This is a genomic window from Massilia eburnea, assembly GCF_009720745.1.
Lineage (GTDB): Bacteria > Pseudomonadota > Gammaproteobacteria > Burkholderiales > Burkholderiaceae_D > Rugamonas > Rugamonas eburnea.
The window spans coordinates 66,511-83,697 of record NZ_WNKX01000023.1 but is presented as its reverse complement, the minus strand read 5'-3'; the positions used below and the strand labels follow the sequence as shown (position 1 = coordinate 83,697).

The following is a 17,187-nucleotide window of genomic DNA, read 5'->3' as shown; positions in this document are numbered from 1 at the left end:
TTTGAAGCAGCTTCATGAAGAACTAAGGGAGTTAGGCTTTGAAGGGTCTTACGACCGGGTCGCGGCGTTCGCGAGGGTATGGCGGGCGGGTCAAACTGATAGGGTCAATTCAGCTAGCAAACGCACACTCTATTTAATTTTTGGGTGGCGCTTCGGCAATTCGAGTTTTTGCTTCCGCTCAGGCGTAACAAACTGGTGACCTGCATTTTGTAGGGAACGGCGTGGCTCTCGTAGAAGGCAAAGACCCACTGAGCTAGTGGCTTCCCCTCCAAGTCTAAGCGCACTTCCCAATTCAGCCGGGTGAACTGATCCTGGCCAAAGAACGGTACAAGCTGTGGGTCAAGGACTACAACATATTCGCCAGTTCCTTGATCCCGCTCAAAGAAAGCGAGGAGGCTACCGACGTACGATCGGTGATCGTGCACGATTTCCACGCTGTTCGCCTTTAGTCGAAGTAGACGTCTGTGGAGAACGGCTCGGTTGCCTCCTGTGTCGGTCTTGCGTAGGGCGGTCAGCATCGAATACGCAGTAAAGCGAAACGCTTCACCAGCTCTTGCGCGTTGGAGGCGGGCGTAGTGCAAGATCATCAGCCATACACTCAAGTCCCCCTGGTCAAGCTGTTGCCCTGTGTAGAGGATGGAAAAGTTTTTATACGAAGCCAATAGCTCTCGCTCAAAATAGACCCTTTTCCCTTTGCCAATGGCGGCGCAGAGGGCTGAACGAAGTACGATATTGGGAATGCCTCTCGTGGATTCCGGCCACGAAGGTAGCGTCAATGCGGAGGAGTGTGACATTAAGCAGCCCCCGCATTCGATGCTGCAAAGCGTGCCCTCGCAAGTTGCTCTTGCTTGGTGGGCCTGCCACGCGGACGTTTTGCTTTTGCTGGAAGGCAGGGACGTTGGGACTCAATCCACTGGAGAACATCGTGTTCATACCAGCACAGCCGACGGCTGTTTGGCATTTTCCAGGGGCGCGGAATCAGGTGCTTATACTTCTCGTTCGTCGCGAACGTTCGGATGGTGGTTGCGCTCTTTCCAATGAGCGCGGAGAGCTGTTCGATGAAAAGAACTCGTACTGGAGCGGCTGCGCTGCTCGCGGTTTGTACGACTAAAAATGCGGACGTAGTTTCAGGTAGACGCGGGATCGCCATATAACACCCATCGCAACAAAGCTATTGCTAGCTAAAAAAGCGATTAGGGTTTATGGGTGTACTCGTCCATAGAAGCCGGAACCGGTGGACTTAAGGATGACACACAACGTCCATTCCAACTATCTACTTGTGCCGTTGCAGGCACTAAGACTGTTCGCGCTTGGCGACCACAGGGCTCTTCGGGCGTTGTGTTGGGGGTATCGCGCTATCGCTAAATCGCACGAGGAACCTGCTGGCGCATCCTTATTCATTTACGCCGTGTAGAGGGCTCACTACCTCCCCTACCTCGCCAGCCACACAAGTCAGTCTTAGCGAATAGTTTAGAGTAGTTTCCGCAGGGCAGTCAAGACCATGGGACAGTGGCGGGACATTGGGACAGCCGATTTACTCTAAATTGTTATGAATAACCATTTAGAGTTGGTTGGATAACATTTTGAATAATAAGAGAAAATTTGGTCGGGGTGAGAGGATTCGAACCTCCGGCCTCTACGTCCCGAACGTAGCGCTCTACCGGGCTAAGCTACACCCCGACTGGTGTGCGTTAATTCTACCCATAACTTTGTGCATTTATCAACTCCATTGCCGAGTGATATAGTGGGGTTTTTGCATAACTTGATTTACTCCATGGGAATTACCATTTATCACAACAACGCCTGCAGCAATTCGCGCGGTGCGCTGGCGCTGATCCGAGGAGCGGGCGTTGAGCCGGATATCGTCGAATACCTGAAGGCGCCGCCATCGCGCGACGTGCTGGTTGACATGATCGCGCGTGCCGGCCTGACCGCGCGCGGCGCCATGCGCAACAAGGGCGAACTGTACGACCAGCTTGGCCTGGGCGACGAATCGCTGCCCGAATCCAAACTGATCGACGCCATGATGTCGCATCCGGAATTGATCAACCGTCCTTTCGTGGTGACTGACAAGGGCGTGCGCCTGTGCCGTCCGCCGGAAACGGTCAAAGAGATCCTGTAAGTGCATAAAGCCTTCATCTTCGCGGCACTGGCTGCCTCCCTAGCGGCCGGCGCCCATGCCGAGAACGCGGAATGCGGGATCGACATGCTGGCCACTTATCCCTTCCCGCATCGCCCGACGGCGGAGCAAGCCGCAGCCTTGAAGGACTGCGATGCGGACAAGCTGTATTACGGCATTGGCATCCATTTCGACTATGCGAGGGCACGGCATTGCGCCTTTGCCAAAGACAACCACGACGTGCTGATGATGTTGTACGCGAACGGCCTTGGCGTTCCGCGCAACTACGCGGTGGCGAAGATGGCTGCCTGCCGTGCCGATGCGCAGGAGGCCGAGATCGAAGCACGCCTGGCTCGCCTGGCGCGCATGCAGACTGGCAGGGATGGCCCGTCGCCCAAGATCGATATCTGCGACGACGCCGTCGGCAGCCAGCTCGGCGCGCGCTGTGCCGCGATCCAGGCCGGCTTGGCCGACCAGGAGCGCATCGCACGCATCGACACGATTTCCACGCGCTGGAGGGATGCTGAGAAAGCCGCGCTGCAGCAGCTTCAAAACCGCGCGGTGGAAGCGGTGCGGATTGAGGAGGTGCTTAATTCCCTGCAGGAGTTCGAGTCGGGCAAGCTGCCTTCGTTCACGCAGGAGGAAGCCGCCAGCGCCGAGCGGGAAATGGGCCAGATGAAAATCGCGCCAGAGAAGCAGCGCAACTGGCTGGCGTATCGCGACGCCTGGATCGCACTCGGCAAGCTGCGCTACCCTTCGGTCGCGCCGCATGCGTGGAAGGCCTACTTCGCCAAGCGGCGCAAGTCCGGCCGGGAATAAAAATTAAGGCGCCGATTGGCGCCTTAATTTCTAGTGGCTGCGGTCTACCGAGAACCGCGCCAGATGGAGCAGCGATTGCTTGTATTCGCTGTCCGGCATGCCGGCGATGGCGTCGGTGGCGCGCTGCGCTGCCACCTCGGCCGCGCGGCGGGTGTAATCCAGGGCGCCGCTGGTGGTGATGGCAGCCAGGATGGTGTCGAAGTGCTGCTCGTCGCCGTTCTCGATGCAGGAACGGACCAGGGCGCGCTGTTCTTCGGTGCCGTTTTCCATCAGCCAGATCAGCGGCAGGGTAGGTTTGCCTTCACGCAGGTCGTCGCCCACGTTCTTGCCGATCGCTTCGGCGTCGCCGGCGTAATCCAGCACGTCGTCGATCAGCTGGAAGGCGGTGCCCAGCGAGCGGCCATATTCACCGGCAGCGGCGATTTGTTCGTCCGAAGCGCCGGCAACCAGTGCGCCCAGCTCCGCAGCCGCTTCGAACAGTTTGGCGGTCTTGGAACGGATCACCTGCAGGTAGCTTTCCTCGGACACGTCCGGGTCGTGCATGTTCAGCAGCTGCAGCACTTCGCCCTCGGCGATCACATTGGTCGCATCGGACAGGATCTGCATCACGCGCATGGAATCCAGCGACACCATCATCTGGAAAGCGCGGGAATACAGGAAGTCGCCCACCAGCACCGAAGCGGCATTGCCGAACAGTGCGTTGGCAGTCTGGCGGCCGCGGCGCATTGACGATTCATCAACAACGTCGTCATGCAGCAGGGTGGCGGTGTGGATGAATTCGACGACGGCGGCCAGCTCGTGGTGGGCCGCGCCTTTGTAACCGTAGGCGTTCGCCACCAGCAGCACCAAAACTGGTCGGATACGCTTGCCGCCCGCGCTGATGATATATTCAGCAATCTGGTTGACCAGGGCCACTTCCGAGTGGAGGCGCTGGCGAATCACCAAGTTGACCGCGTCCATATCGGCGGCAATGGTGCTGGTGATAGTGTTCTGGGCGTTGTTCGACAAGGCAAACCTGCTGGTAACGTTGGTAAGAGTGCCGCGATTATACGTTACTCGTTGCCCACATACCACGTGGCCCGCCCGCCGACAATACCTTTTGACCGATTTCCCGAATCTATGTATAATCAGCGGTTCCCTGGCTTCCGTCTTGTTGTTTTTGGGCGTCGAGCAGGGGAGACTTATTAACAATTCAAGAGGTTTCCAATCATGTACGCGGTCATAAAAACCGGCGGCAAACAATACAAAGTTGCTGCTGGCGAAAAAATTAAAGTAGAACAGTTGCCGGCTGACATTGGTTCCGAAATCACTATCGACCAGGTACTCGCCGTTGGCGCGGGCGACAGCATCAAGTTTGGTGCTCCTCTGGTTGCAGGTGCATCGGTTCTGGTGAAAGTAGTTGCCCAAGGTCGTCACGACAAGGTCCGTATCTTCAAGATGCGCCGTCGTAAGCACTACCAGAAGCGTCAAGGCCACCGCCAGAACTTCACCGAAATCCAAATCGTTTCGATCAACGGCTAATTGCTGCTTGCCCGAATTTACCGAGCTATCAAGGAGTAACTAAATGGCACACAAAAAAGGCGGCGGTACTACCCGCAACGGTCGCGACTCTGAATCAAAACGCCTGGGCGTTAAAGTGTACGGCGGCCAGTCCATCAACGCTGGTGGCATCATCATCCGTCAACGCGGCACCCCAGTGTCCGCTGGCGAAAACGTCGGTACCGGCAAGGACCACACCCTGTTCGCACTGGTGGACGGCGTTGTGAAGTTCGTGACCAAAGGTCCAGACAGCAAGAAGTACGTTACCGTCGTAGCCGCTGCTTAATGCAGCGAATACAGGTACAGTAAGGCGAAAGCCTTCTCTCCAAAAGGCTCTGCCAGTGGTAGGGCCTTTTTAGTTTTTACAGGTGGTTCACTATGAAGTTTATTGACGAAGCACGCATCGAAGTCATCGCCGGCAGCGGCGGCAATGGCTGCGCCTCTTTTTGCCGTGAAAAATTCCGTCCGTTCGGCGGCCCTGATGGCGGCGACGGCGGCAAGGGCGGCAGCATCTGGGCGGTAGCAGACCGTAACGTCAATACGCTGGTGGACTATCGCTATTCCAAGATGCACCGCGCCGGCAACGGCGAATCGGGCCGCGGCTCCGACTGCTACGGCAAGGGCGCAGACGACATCTTCCTGCGCATGCCGGTCGGCACCCTGATCATCGACGAAGTCAGCGGCGAAATCATCGCCGACATGACCGAGCACGGCCAGATGGAGTTGCTGGCCAAGGGCGGTGAGGGCGGCTGGGGCAATATCCACTTCAAGACCTCGACCAACCGCGCACCGCGCCAGAAGACCGACGGCAAAGAGGGCGAACGCCGCGAACTGCGCCTGGAACTGAAAGTGCTGGCGGACGTTGGCCTGCTGGGCATGCCGAATGCCGGCAAGTCGACCTTCATCACCGCCGTGTCGAATGCGCGTCCGAAGATTGCCGACTACCCGTTCACCACCCTGCACCCGAACCTGGGCGTGGTGCGTGTGTCGCACGAAAAGTCGTTCGTGATCGCGGACATTCCTGGCCTGATCGAAGGCGCCGCTGAAGGTGCGGGCCTGGGCCACCAGTTCCTGCGCCACCTGTCGCGCACCGGCCTGCTGCTGCACATCGTCGACCTGGCGCCATTCGAGGCGACTGTCGATCCGGTCAAGGAAGCCAAGGCCTTGGTCAAGGAACTGCAAAAGTACGATCCTGCGCTGGGCGACAAACCGCGCTGGCTGGTGCTGAACAAGCTGGACGTGATTCCGGAAGAAGAACGCGCCAAGCGCGTCAAGGACTTCGTCAAGAAGTTCGGCTTCAAAGGCCCTGTGTTCGAAATCTCCGCACTGTCGCACGAAGGCACGCAGGAACTGGTGAACGCCATCTACCTGCACCTGGAGCAGCAGCGCTACTCCGAGCAGCGCTCGGAAGAAGTGCAGATGACCGAAGAAGCACGCGGTATCTCCTCCATCGACCCGGACGACCCGCGCTTCAAAGTTCTCGATTAAAATCGAGGATACCTCTTATCTTTGCCGCCCCTGCCAACCGCGGGGGCGCGCACTGTCTGCGGCAAGCCGGCACCATCCTGCCCGGCGCATCACCAGAAGTTTCGTCATCTTTTGTTTGAGTAGACTTTGCCGTCCCTATGAATTCGCTGATCCAGAAATCCTCCCGCATCATCATCAAAGTGGGCTCCTCGCTCGTCACCAATGACGGCCGCGGGCTTGACCATGCCGCTATCGCCCGTTGGGCCTCACAGATTTCCGCCCTGCGTGCGCTGGGCAAGGAAGTTGTGCTGGTCAGCTCCGGCGCCGTAGCAGAAGGCATGCTGCGACTGGGCTTCGACAAGCGACCGACGGACATCCACGAACTTCAGGCATGCGCCGCCGTGGGCCAGATGGGCCTCGCGCAGATTTACGAAACCAGTTTCCGCGCCCACAGCATCGGCACCGCGCAAGTGCTGCTGACGCACGCCGACCTGGCCGACCGCGAACGCTACCTGAATGCACGTTCCACGCTGACCACCTTGCTGCGCCTGGGCGTGGTCCCGATCATCAACGAGAACGACACCGTCGTCACCGACGAAATCAAGTTCGGCGACAACGACACGCTGGGCGCGTTGGTGGCCAACCTGATCGAAGCCGACGCCCTGATCATCCTCACCGACCAGCGCGGCCTGTTCAGCGCCGACCCGCGCAAGGACCCGGCGGCCTATCTGATCACCCACGGCCGCGCCGGCGACCCAGCGCTGGAAGCCATGGCAGGGGGCGCCGGCTCCTCGCTGGGGCGCGGCGGCATGCTGACCAAGATCCTGGCCGCCAAGCGCGCCGCCAAATCGGGCGCACACACAGTGATCGCCTTCGGCCGCGAAGCCGACGTCCTGACCCGCCTGGCGGGCGGCGAGAGCATCGGCACCGAACTGGCCGCGCAAACCGGCCATCTGACCGCGCGTAAGCAGTGGATGGCCGACCACCTGCACACTGCAGGCCAGGTGGTGCTCGACGCAGGCGCCGTGCAGAAGCTGGCGAAAGAAGGCAAATCTCTGCTGCCGATTGGTGTCATCGAAGTGCATGGCGAATTTGGCCGTGGCGCCGTGATCACCTGTGTCAGCGAAGACGGTCACGCCATCGCACGCGGCATCAGCAACTACACCAGCGCCGAAACGCGCCGCATCAAGCGCAAGCCATCCGCCGAAATCGAAGCCATCCTTGGCTACGTCGAAGGCCACGAACTCATCCACCGCGACAATATGGTCCTACTGTAGAGGCCGTGTCCCACCTTGGGGTCACACCCGAATCGGGACACGAGCCCTTCAGTAAATTGGAAGAGCTCGTGTCCCATTTCGGGTGTGACCCCAGGGTGGGACACGGGCTCAGGCGTCGGCAGGGGCGGGCGTCTTGCCTTTGAATTCGCACAGGTCGGCGATGATGCAGTTCCAGCACTTGGGCTTGCGCGCTACGCAGGTGTAGCGGCCGTGCAGGATCAGCCAGTGGTGCGCATCCATCAGGAACTCCTTCGGCACGAACTTCATCAGCTTCTGTTCGACGATATCCACGTTCTTGCCCGGTGCAATGCCGGTGCGGTTGGAGACGCGGAAGATGTGGGTGTCGACCGCCATCGCTACCTGGCGGAAGGCGGTGTTCAGGACCACGTTCGCGGTCTTGCGGCCCACGCCCGGCAGCTGCTCCAGTTCTTCGCGCGTCTGCGGCACCTCGCCGCCATATTGGTCCACCAGGATCTGGCAGGTCGCAATCACGTTTTTCGCCTTGGTCTTGTACAGGCCAATGGTACGGATGTATTCCGTCAGCTCGTCGAGCCCCAGGTCGAGAATGGCTTGCGGCGTATTCGCCACCGGATACAGCTTGCGCGTTGCCTTGTTCACGCCCACGTCGGTCGCCTGCGCGGAAAGGAGCACGGCGATCAGCAGCTCGAACGGCGTCGTGTATTCCAGTTCGGTCTCGGGATTGGGATTCGCCTCGCGCAGGCGTTCGAAGATCAGCTGGCGTTTGGCGTTGTTCATTTATTCTTGTCGGCTTCGGCGCGCTGGCGGGCGCGTTCCATGGCGGCGGCGATGATCTGGCGCTTGCGTTCCTTCTCGGCCTGTTCGGCATCGTTTTCCGGCGACAGGCGTTCCACTGCGGCAGCCTTGGCGTGTGCCTTGGCCGCCAGGCGCGCATCGTTCTCCTCGCGTTCGCGAATCAGCCGCGCCAGACGGAAGTCGTGGCGGTCGCGCGCCTCGTCGGCTTGCGCCTGCGTCCAGGCATTCCAGCCTGTGCTCTCGGTCACCGGGTACATGACGATGCAGTCGACCGGGCAGGCCGGTACGCACAGGTCGCAGCCCGTGCAGTCAGCGGGAATGATGGTGTGCATCTGCTTGGCTGCGCCCATGATGGCGTCGACAGGGCAAGCCTGGATACAGAGCGTGCAACCGATGCACAGCGACTCGTCGATAAAGGCCACCGCGCGCGGGCGCTCGAAACCATTGACGGGATTCAGTGGAATGACGGGGCGCCCGGTAACGCTGGACAAGCGGCGGATGCCTTCCGCGCCGCCGGGCGGGCATTGATTGATGTTCGCTTCACCGGATGCAATCGCTTCCGCATACGGGCGGCAGCCTTTGTAGCCGCACTTCGTGCATTGGGTTTGCGGCAGCACGTCCTCGATGCGGTCGGCCAGGGTCTTCGGTTCAGTCACGGTGATCGGCGAAACGGTAAAGCGCTATTATCCAATATCTGCGCTGCCTGTGCCGTTGTTGCCTTGCATCAACTTCTGTGGGAACATGTCGGATTCTTGTTCAAAATGGGGAATCATGCGTGTTGTGCAGGTGATCGGGTGCGTGCTTTGCTTGCTGCTTATGTGGCAGGGCTTAGCCGTCGCTGGACCTGCCGTGCGCCTGGCTTCCGATGAATGGCCGCCGTATGTGTCGGCCTCCTTGCCTGACAATGGCGTGTCAGGGGCTTATGCGTCCGCAGTGTTTGCGCGCCTCGGCAGCGCGCTTACCATCGACTACTTTCCATGGAAGCGCACCATGGAAGTGGGCATGAACGATGCGCGCTATGCCGGCCTGCTGGCGGTCTGGCGCACGCCCCAACGCGACACCCAGTGCCATTTTTCCGCGCCAATCGGCATCACCATGACGGTGCTGGCCTACCTGAAAGAGGCGCCGGTCATTGCGTCCACCGTGCGTGACTTGCGCGACGCGCAGATTGGCACCGTTGCCGGGTATTCAAACGGCGAAGAGTTCGATGGCCTGGTGCGGCGCGGCGTGCTGCACGTGCAGGAGGGCGTCAACGACGAGACCAACCTGCGCAAGCTGCTGAGCAAGCGGTTCGATGCCATGGTGATCGAGAAGCGCGTGCTGCGCCACCTGCTCGCGAGCCCACATTTCACGCGCGCGGAGCGCGAACGCGTCGCATCGGCGGAAAACCTGTTTCGCGAGCGCACGGTTCACATCTGCTTCCAGCGCACGCCGGCCGGCCTGGCGCAGCAGCGCGCCTTCAATGACGCTGCGCGCGAGTTCGACCTGCCCAGGTTCGAACGCGACTACCTGCGCCGCCTGGGCCCTGAGTTCGGCGGCAACTGAGCTCAGGCCAGCGCGCGCCAGGCCATGCCTGCTGCAACCACGGCGCATATCGCGCCAAATCCCGTTTTCAGCACCGCGCCCGGCAGCCTGCCGGACAGCTTGCCGCCCGCCAGCATGCCGGCTGTCGCGCCCAGGCCAAAGGGAAGGGCAGTTGCTGCAGCGAGGTGCCCGCCTGTGAAAGCCGCAGCGACGCCGCTCAACGAAATCAATGCGATGACCGCGAGCGAGGTGCGCACCACGGATTGCATGGCCAGGTCGGTATAGCGCTGCAGCGCGGGCACCATGACGAAGCCGCCGCCGACGCCGAGTAGGCCGGATAGGACGCCGGCCACGCAGCCGGCCAATGTAAGGCGCGTTGCGCACGGCGAGGTCCAGATGAAGCGGCCGGTCGCCGCATCGCGTACGCAAGGCACGGCGGCGCTGCGCGCAGGGGCCGCGTCCGGCCTTCCCGCCATGACGTTGCGGTAAGCGACCCACAGCAGCACGCCAGCGAAAATCAAGCTCAGGAACCGAAGGTCGAGCCGGCGCGCCAGCCACAGCCCGAACGGGCTGCTCACCATGCCGGCAGAAGCGACCAGAAGGGCGGCACGGTAGCGCACGAGGCCCAGCCGCAGGCCGGAAAGCGCCCCGGCGCCTGCCGCCAGTGCCACCGCCAGGAGTCCGATTGGACTCGCGTCCACCAGGGGCAAGCCCAGCCCGAACATCAGCAATGGAACGGCGATGATGCCGCCGCCGGCGCCGGTCAAGCCCATGACCAGGCCGACCAGCATGCCCAGGGCAATGGCCAGCAGCATGTCAACCTGCCTTCAGTGCTGCGCGGCGCACGCGTTCCAGGATTTCAAACAGGCCCATGCCGGCCAGCATGGCGAGGAAGAACAGCCAGGGCTTGGCGCCGCCCGTCGCCAGGGATACCAGTGCGGGTCCCGGGCAATAGCCGGCCAGGCCCCAGCCGGCGCCGAACGCCAGGCTGCCCAGCACCAGCCGGCGGTCGATGTCGTTGGCGGTCGGCAGGCGCATCGGTGCGCCAAGCAGGGACGCGTGGCGTTTGCGCGCCAGCGGGAAGGCGGCCATGCCCACCAGCAGGGCGCCGCCCATGACCAGCGCAAGTGAAGGGTTCCACTGGCCGGCCAGGTCAAGGAAGCCGAGCACGTTGGCGGGGTTGGACATGCCCGAGACGATCAGGCCAAAGCCGAACAGGAGTCCGGCGACTGCAGCACTTGCGAAATACATGGTCTGCTCCTTATTGGACAAGATGGCGCATGACGAACACGATGGCGAAGCCGGCCAGCATGAAGGCCAGTGTGGCAGCCAGCGAGCGCGGCGACAGGCGCGACAAGCCGCAGACACCGTGTCCGCTGGTGCAGCCCGAGCCATAGCGTGTGCCAAGGCCGACCAGGAGTCCGGCCGCCAGGAGAGTCGGCGTGCCGGCATCGACTTGCGCCGCCGGTAGTGCGAACCACAGGCCGTACACCATCGGCGCCGCAACCAGGCCGCCGAGGAAGGCAAGGCGCCAGCCGATATCGCCGCGCGCCGGCGCCAGCAAGCCGCCCAGGATTCCGCTGATGCCGGCGATGCGGCCATTCAGGAACAGGAACAGCGTGGCCGCCAGGCCGATCAGCAAACCGCCGGCCAGGGCGGGCCATGGCGCGAAGTGGGCCCAGTCAATACTCATGGTTACGCTCCTTCATCTTGCGGGCAATAGAGTTGGTACAGCACCTGCAGCACGGCCAGCGCTTGCGGGCTGGCGACGCTGTAAAACATTTGTTTGCCTTCGCGCCGCACCTTGACCAGCTGGCTTTCCCGCAGCACGGTCAACTGCTGCGACAGCGTGGGCTGGCGGATGCCGGTGCGCGTTTCCAGCTCGCCGACATTGCTTTCGCCCTGGGTCAATTGGCACAGCAGGAGCAGGCGATCCGGGTTGGACAGCGTTTTCAGAAGTGCGGAAGCCTGGCCGGCCGCCGCCTGCAAACGGGAGATATCGATGGAGTTTTTGTCGCTCATGCGCTAAATTATATCAGATGATATTATATGAAAAAATATTTTGATCTGATCGAGGATGCCTATGATATTCCGTCAATTATTCGAGCCACTGTCCAGCACCTACACCTATTTGCTCGGCGACGAGGCCAGCGGCTTGGCCCTGCTGATCGATCCGGTCATCTCGGCCATGGAGCGCGACTTATCGGTGTTGCAAGAACTGGGTCTGCGGCTGGCGTATACGCTCGATACGCACATCCACGCTGACCACATCACAGCGGCGCGCGAGTTGAAGCGGGCGGTGGGCAGTTACATCGCATCGCCGGCGATCGACCGCCTCGCCTGTACCGACATTGGCATCGAGGAGGGGCGGCCCTTCATCATGGGCGGCATCCGCCTGCAGCCTTTGCACACGCCGGGCCATACGGACGGCCATTTTTCCTATCTGCTCGATGGACGCGTGTTCACGGGCGACGCCCTGCTGATCGACGGCTGCGGCCGCACCGATTTCCAGAATGGCGATGCCGATGCAATGTACCGCAGCGTGCGCGACAAATTGTTTACCTTGCCGGGCGAGACGCAGGTCTATCCGGGCCACGACTACTGCCAGCGCCAGTCGTCGACCATCGCCCAGGAACGCGAAGGAAATTCCCGCCTTGGCGGCGGGCGCACGCAGGAGGAGTTCCGGCGCATCATGGCGGAACTGAACTTGCCGTACCCGCGCTTTATCGATTACGCAGTGCCGGGCAATCGCCAATGCGGCGTATGTCCGCCGAACCTGCCGACGGAACTGGCCGCCTATTGCCGCCAGGTGGAAGAAAGCCTGCAGGGATAAGAGGGGAGGGCGGCAGGAACTTGCCTGCCGCCTTGGTCAGCCGTGCTTCTTGATGAAGGCGGCGATGCGCGGACACACGGTCTCGCGCCAGCGGCGGCCGGAGAAGATGCCGTAGTGGCCGGCGCCCGGCACCACGAAGTCTTCCTGCATATTGGCTGGAATGCCGGAGCACAGGTCGTGCGCGGCCTGGGTCTGGCCGGCGCCGGAGATGTCATCCAGCTCGCCTTCCACCGTCATCAGCGCCACGTTCTTGATGTCCTGCGGACGCACGAACACGCCGTCCACTTCCCAGGTGCCTTGCGGCAGGCGGAATTCCTGGAACACGGTCTTGATCGTGTCGAGGTAATATTCGGCCGGCATGTCCAGTACAGCGTTGTACTCGTCGTAGAACTTGCGGTGCGATTCCGCCGGTTCATCGTCGCCGCGCACCAGGTGCATGTAGAACTCGCGGTGGGACTGCGCATGGCGGCCAGGGTTCATGGCGATAAAGCCAGCGTGCTGCAGGAAGCCTGGGTACACCTTGCGGCCGAAGCCCGGATAGTTCGGCGGCACCGCATAGATCACGGTGTTCTCGAACCAGGAGAACTTCTTTTCCACCGCCAGGTTGTTCACCTGGGTTGGCGATTTGCGCGGATCGATCGGGCCGCCCATCATCGTCATGGTCTTCGGCAGCTTCGGATCGTTCGCAGTGGCCATCAGCGAAATGGCGGCCATGACCGGCACGGTCGGCTGGCAGACGGAAATCACGTGCAGGTCCGGGCCCAGGGCGCGGATGAATTCCTGCACATACTTCACGTAGTCGTTCAGGTGGAATGGACCTTCCGACAGCGGCACCAGGCGCGCGTCGATCCAGTCGGTGATGTACACGTCGTGTTCGGCCAGCAGGGCTTGCACCGTATCGCGCAGCAGCGTCGCGTGGTGACCGGACAGCGGCGCCACCAGCAGCACGGTCGGCTGCTTGAGCGCCTTGAACTCCTTCTCGCTCATGTCCTTGCGGAAGTGGAGCAGTTTGCAGAACGGCTTGTTCTCGACGACGCGTTCAATGATGTGAACCGTCTTGCCGTTGACCGTGGCGTGCTTGATGCCGAACTCCGGCTTCTCATACTCCTTGCCAAGGCGGTACATCAGCTCATAGCCCGCCGCGATGCGTTGCGAGAAAGGCGTGTGCGCTAGCGGGGACACCGGATTGGTGAACAATTTGGACGAGGCTTCGGCCCACTGCATCAGTGGATGCAGGAGCGAGCGTTGCATTTCGTGCAATTGGTAAAGCATAGTATGTCCCGCTGAAAATTGTGGCAATGCGCAAAAGATGGTTCAATTATAGGCCATTTATACATGACCTACAGCATTCCGCAGTACCTCCCAGAAAGTACATAAACAACGGCTAACACGCCATGATTCCAACATAATACGAGCAGGAAAACAAAAAAAGCAGCGTTTCCGCTGCTTTTTTGTAGGATCGGTCCGAAGAATCGGTCGGATCAGTCGAACACCGGGGTCTCCACGCCCAGCACCTTGTGGAGTTTTGGCGACGTGGTGGTGTATTGCATGTGGATCTTCTTGTCCGGGAAGATGTATGGTGCAGCGCCGAAAGCGGCCAGTGCGGCTTCATGGAAGCCCGACAGGATCAGCTTTTTCTTGCCCGGGTAGGTGTTGATATCGCCTACCGCGAAAATGCCCGGCACATTGGTTTCGAACTTCTCGGTCGAGACCACTTTCAGCTGCTTGCGCTCGATGTCCAGGCCCCACTCGGCGATCGGGCCCAGCTTTGGCGACAGGCCGTAGAACACCAGCAGCATGTCCAGCGGCACGCGGCGGGTTACGCCGTCGGCGCCGGTCACGCGCAGTTCGGACAGCTTGTCGTCCTTGGTCTCGATGCCCGACACCTGGCCGATGATCAGCTGCATCTCGTACTCATCGCACAGCTGCTTCATCTTGGCCACGGAGGCAGGAGCAGCGCGGAAGTCTTCACGGCGGTGCAGCAGCACCACGGATTCGGCCTTGCCCACGAAGTTCAGGGCCCAGTCCAGCGCGGAGTCGCCGCCGCCGCAGATGACCAGGTTCTTGCCTTCGAACATAGCCGGGTTCTTCACGCGGTAGAACAGCTGCGAGCCTTCGAAGGCGTCGATGCCGTCAACCTTCATGGTGCGCGGCTGGAACGAACCGACGCCGGCAGCGATGAAGATGGTCTTGGTGATGAACTTGGTGCCCAGCGAGGTTTCGACATCGAAGCGGCCGTCTTCACGCTTCTGCACGACGGTCACTTCCTGGCCCAGGTGGTAAGTGGCGCCGAACGGCTCGATCTGCTTCAGCAGGCCGTCGGTCAGTTCCTGGCCGGTGCACGAAGGAATGGCTGGAATGTCGTAGATCGGCTTGTCCGGGTACAGTTCCACGCACTGGCCGCCAACGGCGTGCAGCGAGTCGATCACATGGGCTTTGATCTCCAGCAGGCCGAGTTCGAAGACCTGGAACAGGCCGACCGGGCCGGCGCCGATGATGACTGCATCGGTCTCGTGGAGACCGCCTGGTGGGGTGCTGACGACATTCATAATGATTCTCATTCCATCTGAATAAGCGAACACCGCGTCAGGCGCGGTGTTGCACGTTAAATAACTGGCTGCCTGAAACGCTTAGCGCTTCAGCAAGTGGGCCTTTTCCTTGACGTCCTTGAACTGCTCGGCTTCCGGCAGGGCAGGCTTGGTCTTGGTGATAGAAGGCCAGTTGCGCGACAAGTCAGCATTGATCTTGATGTATTGCTGCTGGTCGGACGGCACGTCTTCCTCGGCGAAAATGGCGTTGACCGGGCATTCGGCCACGCACACGGCGCAGTCGATGCACTCGTCTGGATCAATGGCCAGGAAGTTCGGGCCTTCGCGGAAGCAATCTACCGGGCAAACATCGACGCAATCGGTATAGCGGCAGGCGATGCAGGATTCGGTGACAACGTGGGTCATAACAGTCCTATCTATATTGGAGCGCTGGGAAAAGCTCAGCAAAGCACTGTATTTTAAGGCAATCCGCTATTTCTCACAATTCGCACTTAGACACAATCTAAATAAGCAAATTCGTGGCGTGACTCTAACAGTCTTGCTTTTAGGCTGTGGAACGGATCAAATCGAGCAGATCTTGCCAGGGCGGGGCGCCTGTCTCGACAAAGCTTAAGCTATGTCGTCGACGGCCATCGTCGGCTGTGATAGTCCAGTGTCCCAAATCGGCGCCAATCTGGGATGAAAAATTTTCGGCGGACGTGAAAAAGCCACTGGAGGCGAGGGCCGCCTCCAGCGCCGGACCGGCTGGACTTGTTTCCGTGTCAATGTCGAAGTGCTGGCTGAGGCCGGCAAAGCCGCCCCCGCCGGTCGCGCTGATCTTCATTTTTCGATCGCTACCTCCCCATGGCGGAAGCCGGCATTCTTGCACCAGGCCGCCAGTCCCTGGCGCTCGGCATCGAGCACGCCTTCCATGTCAAAGTATTCCGGATGATTCATGGTACCGCAGCAGCCGCGCCGGTCCTGGCGCGCGCCGGGCGCGTCATCCACCATGGGCTGCAGATCCATGTTCTGCGGCTGGTCGTCGGTCAGCGGCACCGGCGACACCACCACCTCGCGCAGTGCAAAGCGGTTGCGGATGGAGTTGGCATAATCGACCGGCTTGCCGTCTTCCTGCGAGATGCGCAGCATCTGGTTCACCACGTCGGCGAACTTGGCGTTGGCATCCGGCGCGGCAATCAGGGCGCGCAGCAGCAGGCTGCACAGGTAGCCGCCTACGCTGAGCAGCACGGCGGCATCGTCGCGCAAGCCGGGAGCGCGTTCGAAGGCGAAGATGTCGGCCAGGATGTCATAGATGGCGCCGGTGAACACTTGCGAAATCGCGTGCACCTCGTTGCCGGCTTCGGACAGCTTGAGGTCGTTGTCTGCATTGCGCAAGCCGTTCGGGCGGCCCAGCGCCAGGCCGAATTGTTCGGCCATGTCGGCCAGGAAGGTCTTGTCGTGCAGGTCGGCCTTGGTTTGCGCGATCACCGCTTCCACCTGGTCCAGCTGGGAGAGGGCGACGAAGATGGCGGTCAGGTCGCCGAAGGATTCATGCAGGCCGCCGGTCTGCGGCGGGGCGGTGTTGGCGATCCATTTCGGCTTCAGGCCGTCCAGCACGGCATGCCCCGTCTCGTGCGACACGATATCGAAAGAGCGGCAGGTATAGATGCGGTTCACGGCGCCGTTCGGCACGAAGTCGCCGAACTTCAGCGCCCGGTCGCTGCGGCTGTAATAGGCGTTCATCACATTCGGCAGGCCATACGGGAACACATGGAGCGGATCGGTGTTGCTGCTGCTGTTCCAGGCCCAGGGCAAAGGCGCGTCATGGTCGGCGCGCGACAGCACGCGCTGGTACATGGTCAGCGTCATGCGCACCACGGCGAAAGCGTGCACGGCGTCGAACTGGTCGGTGTTGGGCGCCATGATGAAGTCGCCAAAGGCGTTCGGGCTGACTGGCGCAATCCCTGGCTGGCCCGACGCGATGCGGGCGTCGCGCGGTCCCGCCAGGATGACGCCGGGCAGGAATATCTTGCGCGCCCCGATCTCGGTGACGGAAGGGTCCTGCTTCCAGATCAGCGCGCGGGCGCCGGCGGGCGGCGCCGCTGCGGTGCGCGTCGGCAAAGCGGTTTCTTTCAGGCGTGGCTGGCTTGGCTGCTGCAGCAGCTGCACCGACTTGCGGTGCGCACGGTACAAGGCGGATGGCGTCGGCACAAAGCCGACAGGCAAAGTCATGCACGTATTCTCATCCATGATCACTCTCCCAAGGGCGGTTGAATAATCATGGTTACGCTGTCTGCGGCATCGCCC

General features: G+C 61.1%; 22 protein-coding genes and 1 tRNA gene. 9 read left to right on the top strand and 14 right to left on the bottom strand.

The features are described from left to right. Positions 1 to 199: hypothetical protein (locus tag GM658_RS29125; protein ID WP_211841917.1), on the top strand; the 199-nt coding region annotated here is incomplete at its 5' end. On the opposite strand, the gene trfA is transcribed toward GM658_RS29125, so the two are convergent. Together trfA and GM658_RS23355 are read right to left on the bottom strand one after the other, a co-directional pair. Continuing rightward, on the bottom strand, positions 114 to 794 hold the full coding sequence (trfA, locus tag GM658_RS29815; protein WP_155456466.1) for a plasmid replication initiator TrfA: 681 nt from the start codon (positions 792 to 794) through the stop codon (positions 114 to 116). The two genes, GM658_RS29125 and trfA, sit on opposite strands and share 86 nt — an antisense overlap. A gap of 809 nt (positions 795 to 1,603) precedes the next feature. Beyond that, positions 1,604 to 1,680, bottom strand: a tRNA-Pro gene (locus tag GM658_RS23355). A gap of 94 nt (positions 1,681 to 1,774) precedes the next feature. Here GM658_RS23355 and arsC point away from each other — a divergent pair. Then, complete coding sequence (gene arsC / locus GM658_RS23350; RefSeq protein ID WP_155456465.1) at positions 1,775 to 2,122, top strand: arsenate reductase (glutaredoxin); 348 nt, start codon at positions 1,775 to 1,777, stop codon at positions 2,120 to 2,122. Further along, positions 2,123 to 2,938, top strand: a complete 816-nt coding sequence (locus tag GM658_RS23345; protein WP_155456464.1) for a hypothetical protein — start codon at positions 2,123 to 2,125, stop codon at positions 2,936 to 2,938. A 30-nt stretch (positions 2,939 to 2,968) separates the two neighbouring features. Here the strand turns inward: GM658_RS23345 and ispB are convergent, their stop codons facing one another. Further along, positions 2,969 to 3,946: an octaprenyl diphosphate synthase gene (ispB, locus tag GM658_RS23340; RefSeq protein ID WP_267874998.1), complete on the bottom strand. Its 978-nt coding sequence runs from the start codon at positions 3,944 to 3,946 to the stop codon at positions 2,969 to 2,971. Positions 3,947 to 4,147: 201 nt separating this feature from the next. Here ispB and rplU point away from each other — a divergent pair, with 201 nt between their 5' ends. From rplU to proB, 4 genes are all read left to right on the top strand, one after another. Continuing rightward, a complete protein-coding gene (gene rplU, locus GM658_RS23335; RefSeq protein ID WP_055933037.1) occupies positions 4,148 to 4,459 on the top strand; it encodes a 50S ribosomal protein L21 in 312 nt (103 codons plus the stop codon). A gap of 43 nt (positions 4,460 to 4,502) precedes the next feature. Next, positions 4,503 to 4,763, top strand: a complete 261-nt coding sequence (gene rpmA, locus GM658_RS23330; protein ID WP_155456463.1) for a 50S ribosomal protein L27 — start codon at positions 4,503 to 4,505, stop codon at positions 4,761 to 4,763. A 92-nt stretch (positions 4,764 to 4,855) separates the two neighbouring features. Then, positions 4,856 to 5,965, top strand: a complete 1,110-nt coding sequence (gene obgE, locus GM658_RS23325) for a GTPase ObgE (protein ID WP_155456462.1) — start codon at positions 4,856 to 4,858, stop codon at positions 5,963 to 5,965. Positions 5,966 to 6,102: 137 nt separating this feature from the next. Beyond that, the gene (gene proB / locus GM658_RS23320) at positions 6,103 to 7,221 is read left to right on the top strand and encodes a glutamate 5-kinase (RefSeq protein WP_155456461.1); all 1,119 of its coding nucleotides are present in this window, start codon (positions 6,103 to 6,105) and stop codon (positions 7,219 to 7,221) included. A gap of 108 nt (positions 7,222 to 7,329) precedes the next feature. Here proB and nth read toward each other — a convergent pair whose 3' ends face one another. Beyond that, on the bottom strand, positions 7,330 to 7,977 hold the full coding sequence (gene nth / locus GM658_RS23315) for an endonuclease III (RefSeq protein WP_155456460.1): 648 nt from the start codon (positions 7,975 to 7,977) through the stop codon (positions 7,330 to 7,332). Beyond that, the gene (gene rsxB, locus GM658_RS23310) at positions 7,974 to 8,657 is read right to left on the bottom strand and encodes an electron transport complex subunit RsxB (RefSeq protein WP_371865234.1); all 684 of its coding nucleotides are present in this window, start codon (positions 8,655 to 8,657) and stop codon (positions 7,974 to 7,976) included. The genes nth and rsxB overlap by 4 nt, the downstream gene beginning before the upstream one ends. 154 nt (positions 8,658 to 8,811) lie before the next feature. Between rsxB and GM658_RS23305 the strand changes: the two genes are divergently transcribed. Continuing rightward, positions 8,812 to 9,540 (top strand): substrate-binding periplasmic protein, encoded by a 729-nt coding sequence (locus tag GM658_RS23305; RefSeq protein ID WP_155456459.1) that lies wholly within the window; start codon positions 8,812 to 8,814, stop codon positions 9,538 to 9,540. A 2-nt stretch (positions 9,541 to 9,542) separates the two neighbouring features. Here GM658_RS23305 and GM658_RS23300 read toward each other — a convergent pair whose 3' ends face one another. From GM658_RS23300 to GM658_RS23285, 4 genes are read right to left on the bottom strand one after another with little or no spacing between them, the layout of a single operon-like run. After that, positions 9,543 to 10,334 carry a sulfite exporter TauE/SafE family protein gene (locus GM658_RS23300; RefSeq protein ID WP_155456458.1) on the bottom strand — a complete coding sequence of 264 codons (792 nt, stop codon included), beginning with the start codon at positions 10,332 to 10,334 and terminating at the stop codon, positions 9,543 to 9,545. Position 10,335: 1 nt separating this feature from the next. Next, positions 10,336 to 10,770 carry a YeeE/YedE family protein gene (locus GM658_RS23295; protein ID WP_155456457.1) on the bottom strand — a complete coding sequence of 145 codons (435 nt, stop codon included), beginning with the start codon at positions 10,768 to 10,770 and terminating at the stop codon, positions 10,336 to 10,338. Between the two features lie 10 nt (positions 10,771 to 10,780). Continuing rightward, entirely contained in the window at positions 10,781 to 11,212 is a 432-nt protein-coding gene (locus GM658_RS23290) for a YeeE/YedE family protein (protein ID WP_155456456.1), read from the bottom strand. 2 nt (positions 11,213 to 11,214) lie between these two features. Continuing rightward, the gene (locus GM658_RS23285) at positions 11,215 to 11,541 is read right to left on the bottom strand and encodes an ArsR/SmtB family transcription factor (protein WP_155456455.1); all 327 of its coding nucleotides are present in this window, start codon (positions 11,539 to 11,541) and stop codon (positions 11,215 to 11,217) included. 61 nt (positions 11,542 to 11,602) lie between these two features. Between GM658_RS23285 and GM658_RS23280 the strand changes: the two genes are divergently transcribed. Then, positions 11,603 to 12,352: an MBL fold metallo-hydrolase gene (locus GM658_RS23280; protein WP_155456454.1), complete on the top strand. Its 750-nt coding sequence runs from the start codon at positions 11,603 to 11,605 to the stop codon at positions 12,350 to 12,352. A gap of 36 nt (positions 12,353 to 12,388) precedes the next feature. On the opposite strand, the gene GM658_RS23275 is transcribed toward GM658_RS23280, so the two are convergent. The 5 genes from GM658_RS23275 to GM658_RS23255 all read right to left on the bottom strand — a co-directional run bounded on the left by GM658_RS23275 (position 12,389) and on the right by GM658_RS23255 (position 17,130). Then, positions 12,389 to 13,624 carry a polyhydroxyalkanoate depolymerase gene (locus GM658_RS23275; RefSeq protein ID WP_155456453.1) on the bottom strand — a complete coding sequence of 412 codons (1,236 nt, stop codon included), beginning with the start codon at positions 13,622 to 13,624 and terminating at the stop codon, positions 12,389 to 12,391. 209 nt (positions 13,625 to 13,833) lie between these two features. Further along, entirely contained in the window at positions 13,834 to 14,901 is a 1,068-nt protein-coding gene (locus tag GM658_RS23270) for an NAD(P)/FAD-dependent oxidoreductase (protein ID WP_155456452.1), read from the bottom strand. A gap of 81 nt (positions 14,902 to 14,982) precedes the next feature. Further along, entirely contained in the window at positions 14,983 to 15,306 is a 324-nt protein-coding gene (gene fdxA / locus GM658_RS23265) for a ferredoxin FdxA (RefSeq protein WP_028100735.1), read from the bottom strand. Between the two features lie 139 nt (positions 15,307 to 15,445). Continuing rightward, positions 15,446 to 15,724: a protealysin inhibitor emfourin gene (locus GM658_RS23260; protein ID WP_155456451.1), complete on the bottom strand. Its 279-nt coding sequence runs from the start codon at positions 15,722 to 15,724 to the stop codon at positions 15,446 to 15,448. Beyond that, positions 15,721 to 17,130, bottom strand: a complete 1,410-nt coding sequence (locus GM658_RS23255) for a gluzincin family metallopeptidase (RefSeq protein WP_155456450.1) — start codon at positions 17,128 to 17,130, stop codon at positions 15,721 to 15,723. The genes GM658_RS23260 and GM658_RS23255 overlap by 4 nt, the downstream gene beginning before the upstream one ends. Between the last annotated feature and the right edge of the window lie 57 nt (positions 17,131 to 17,187).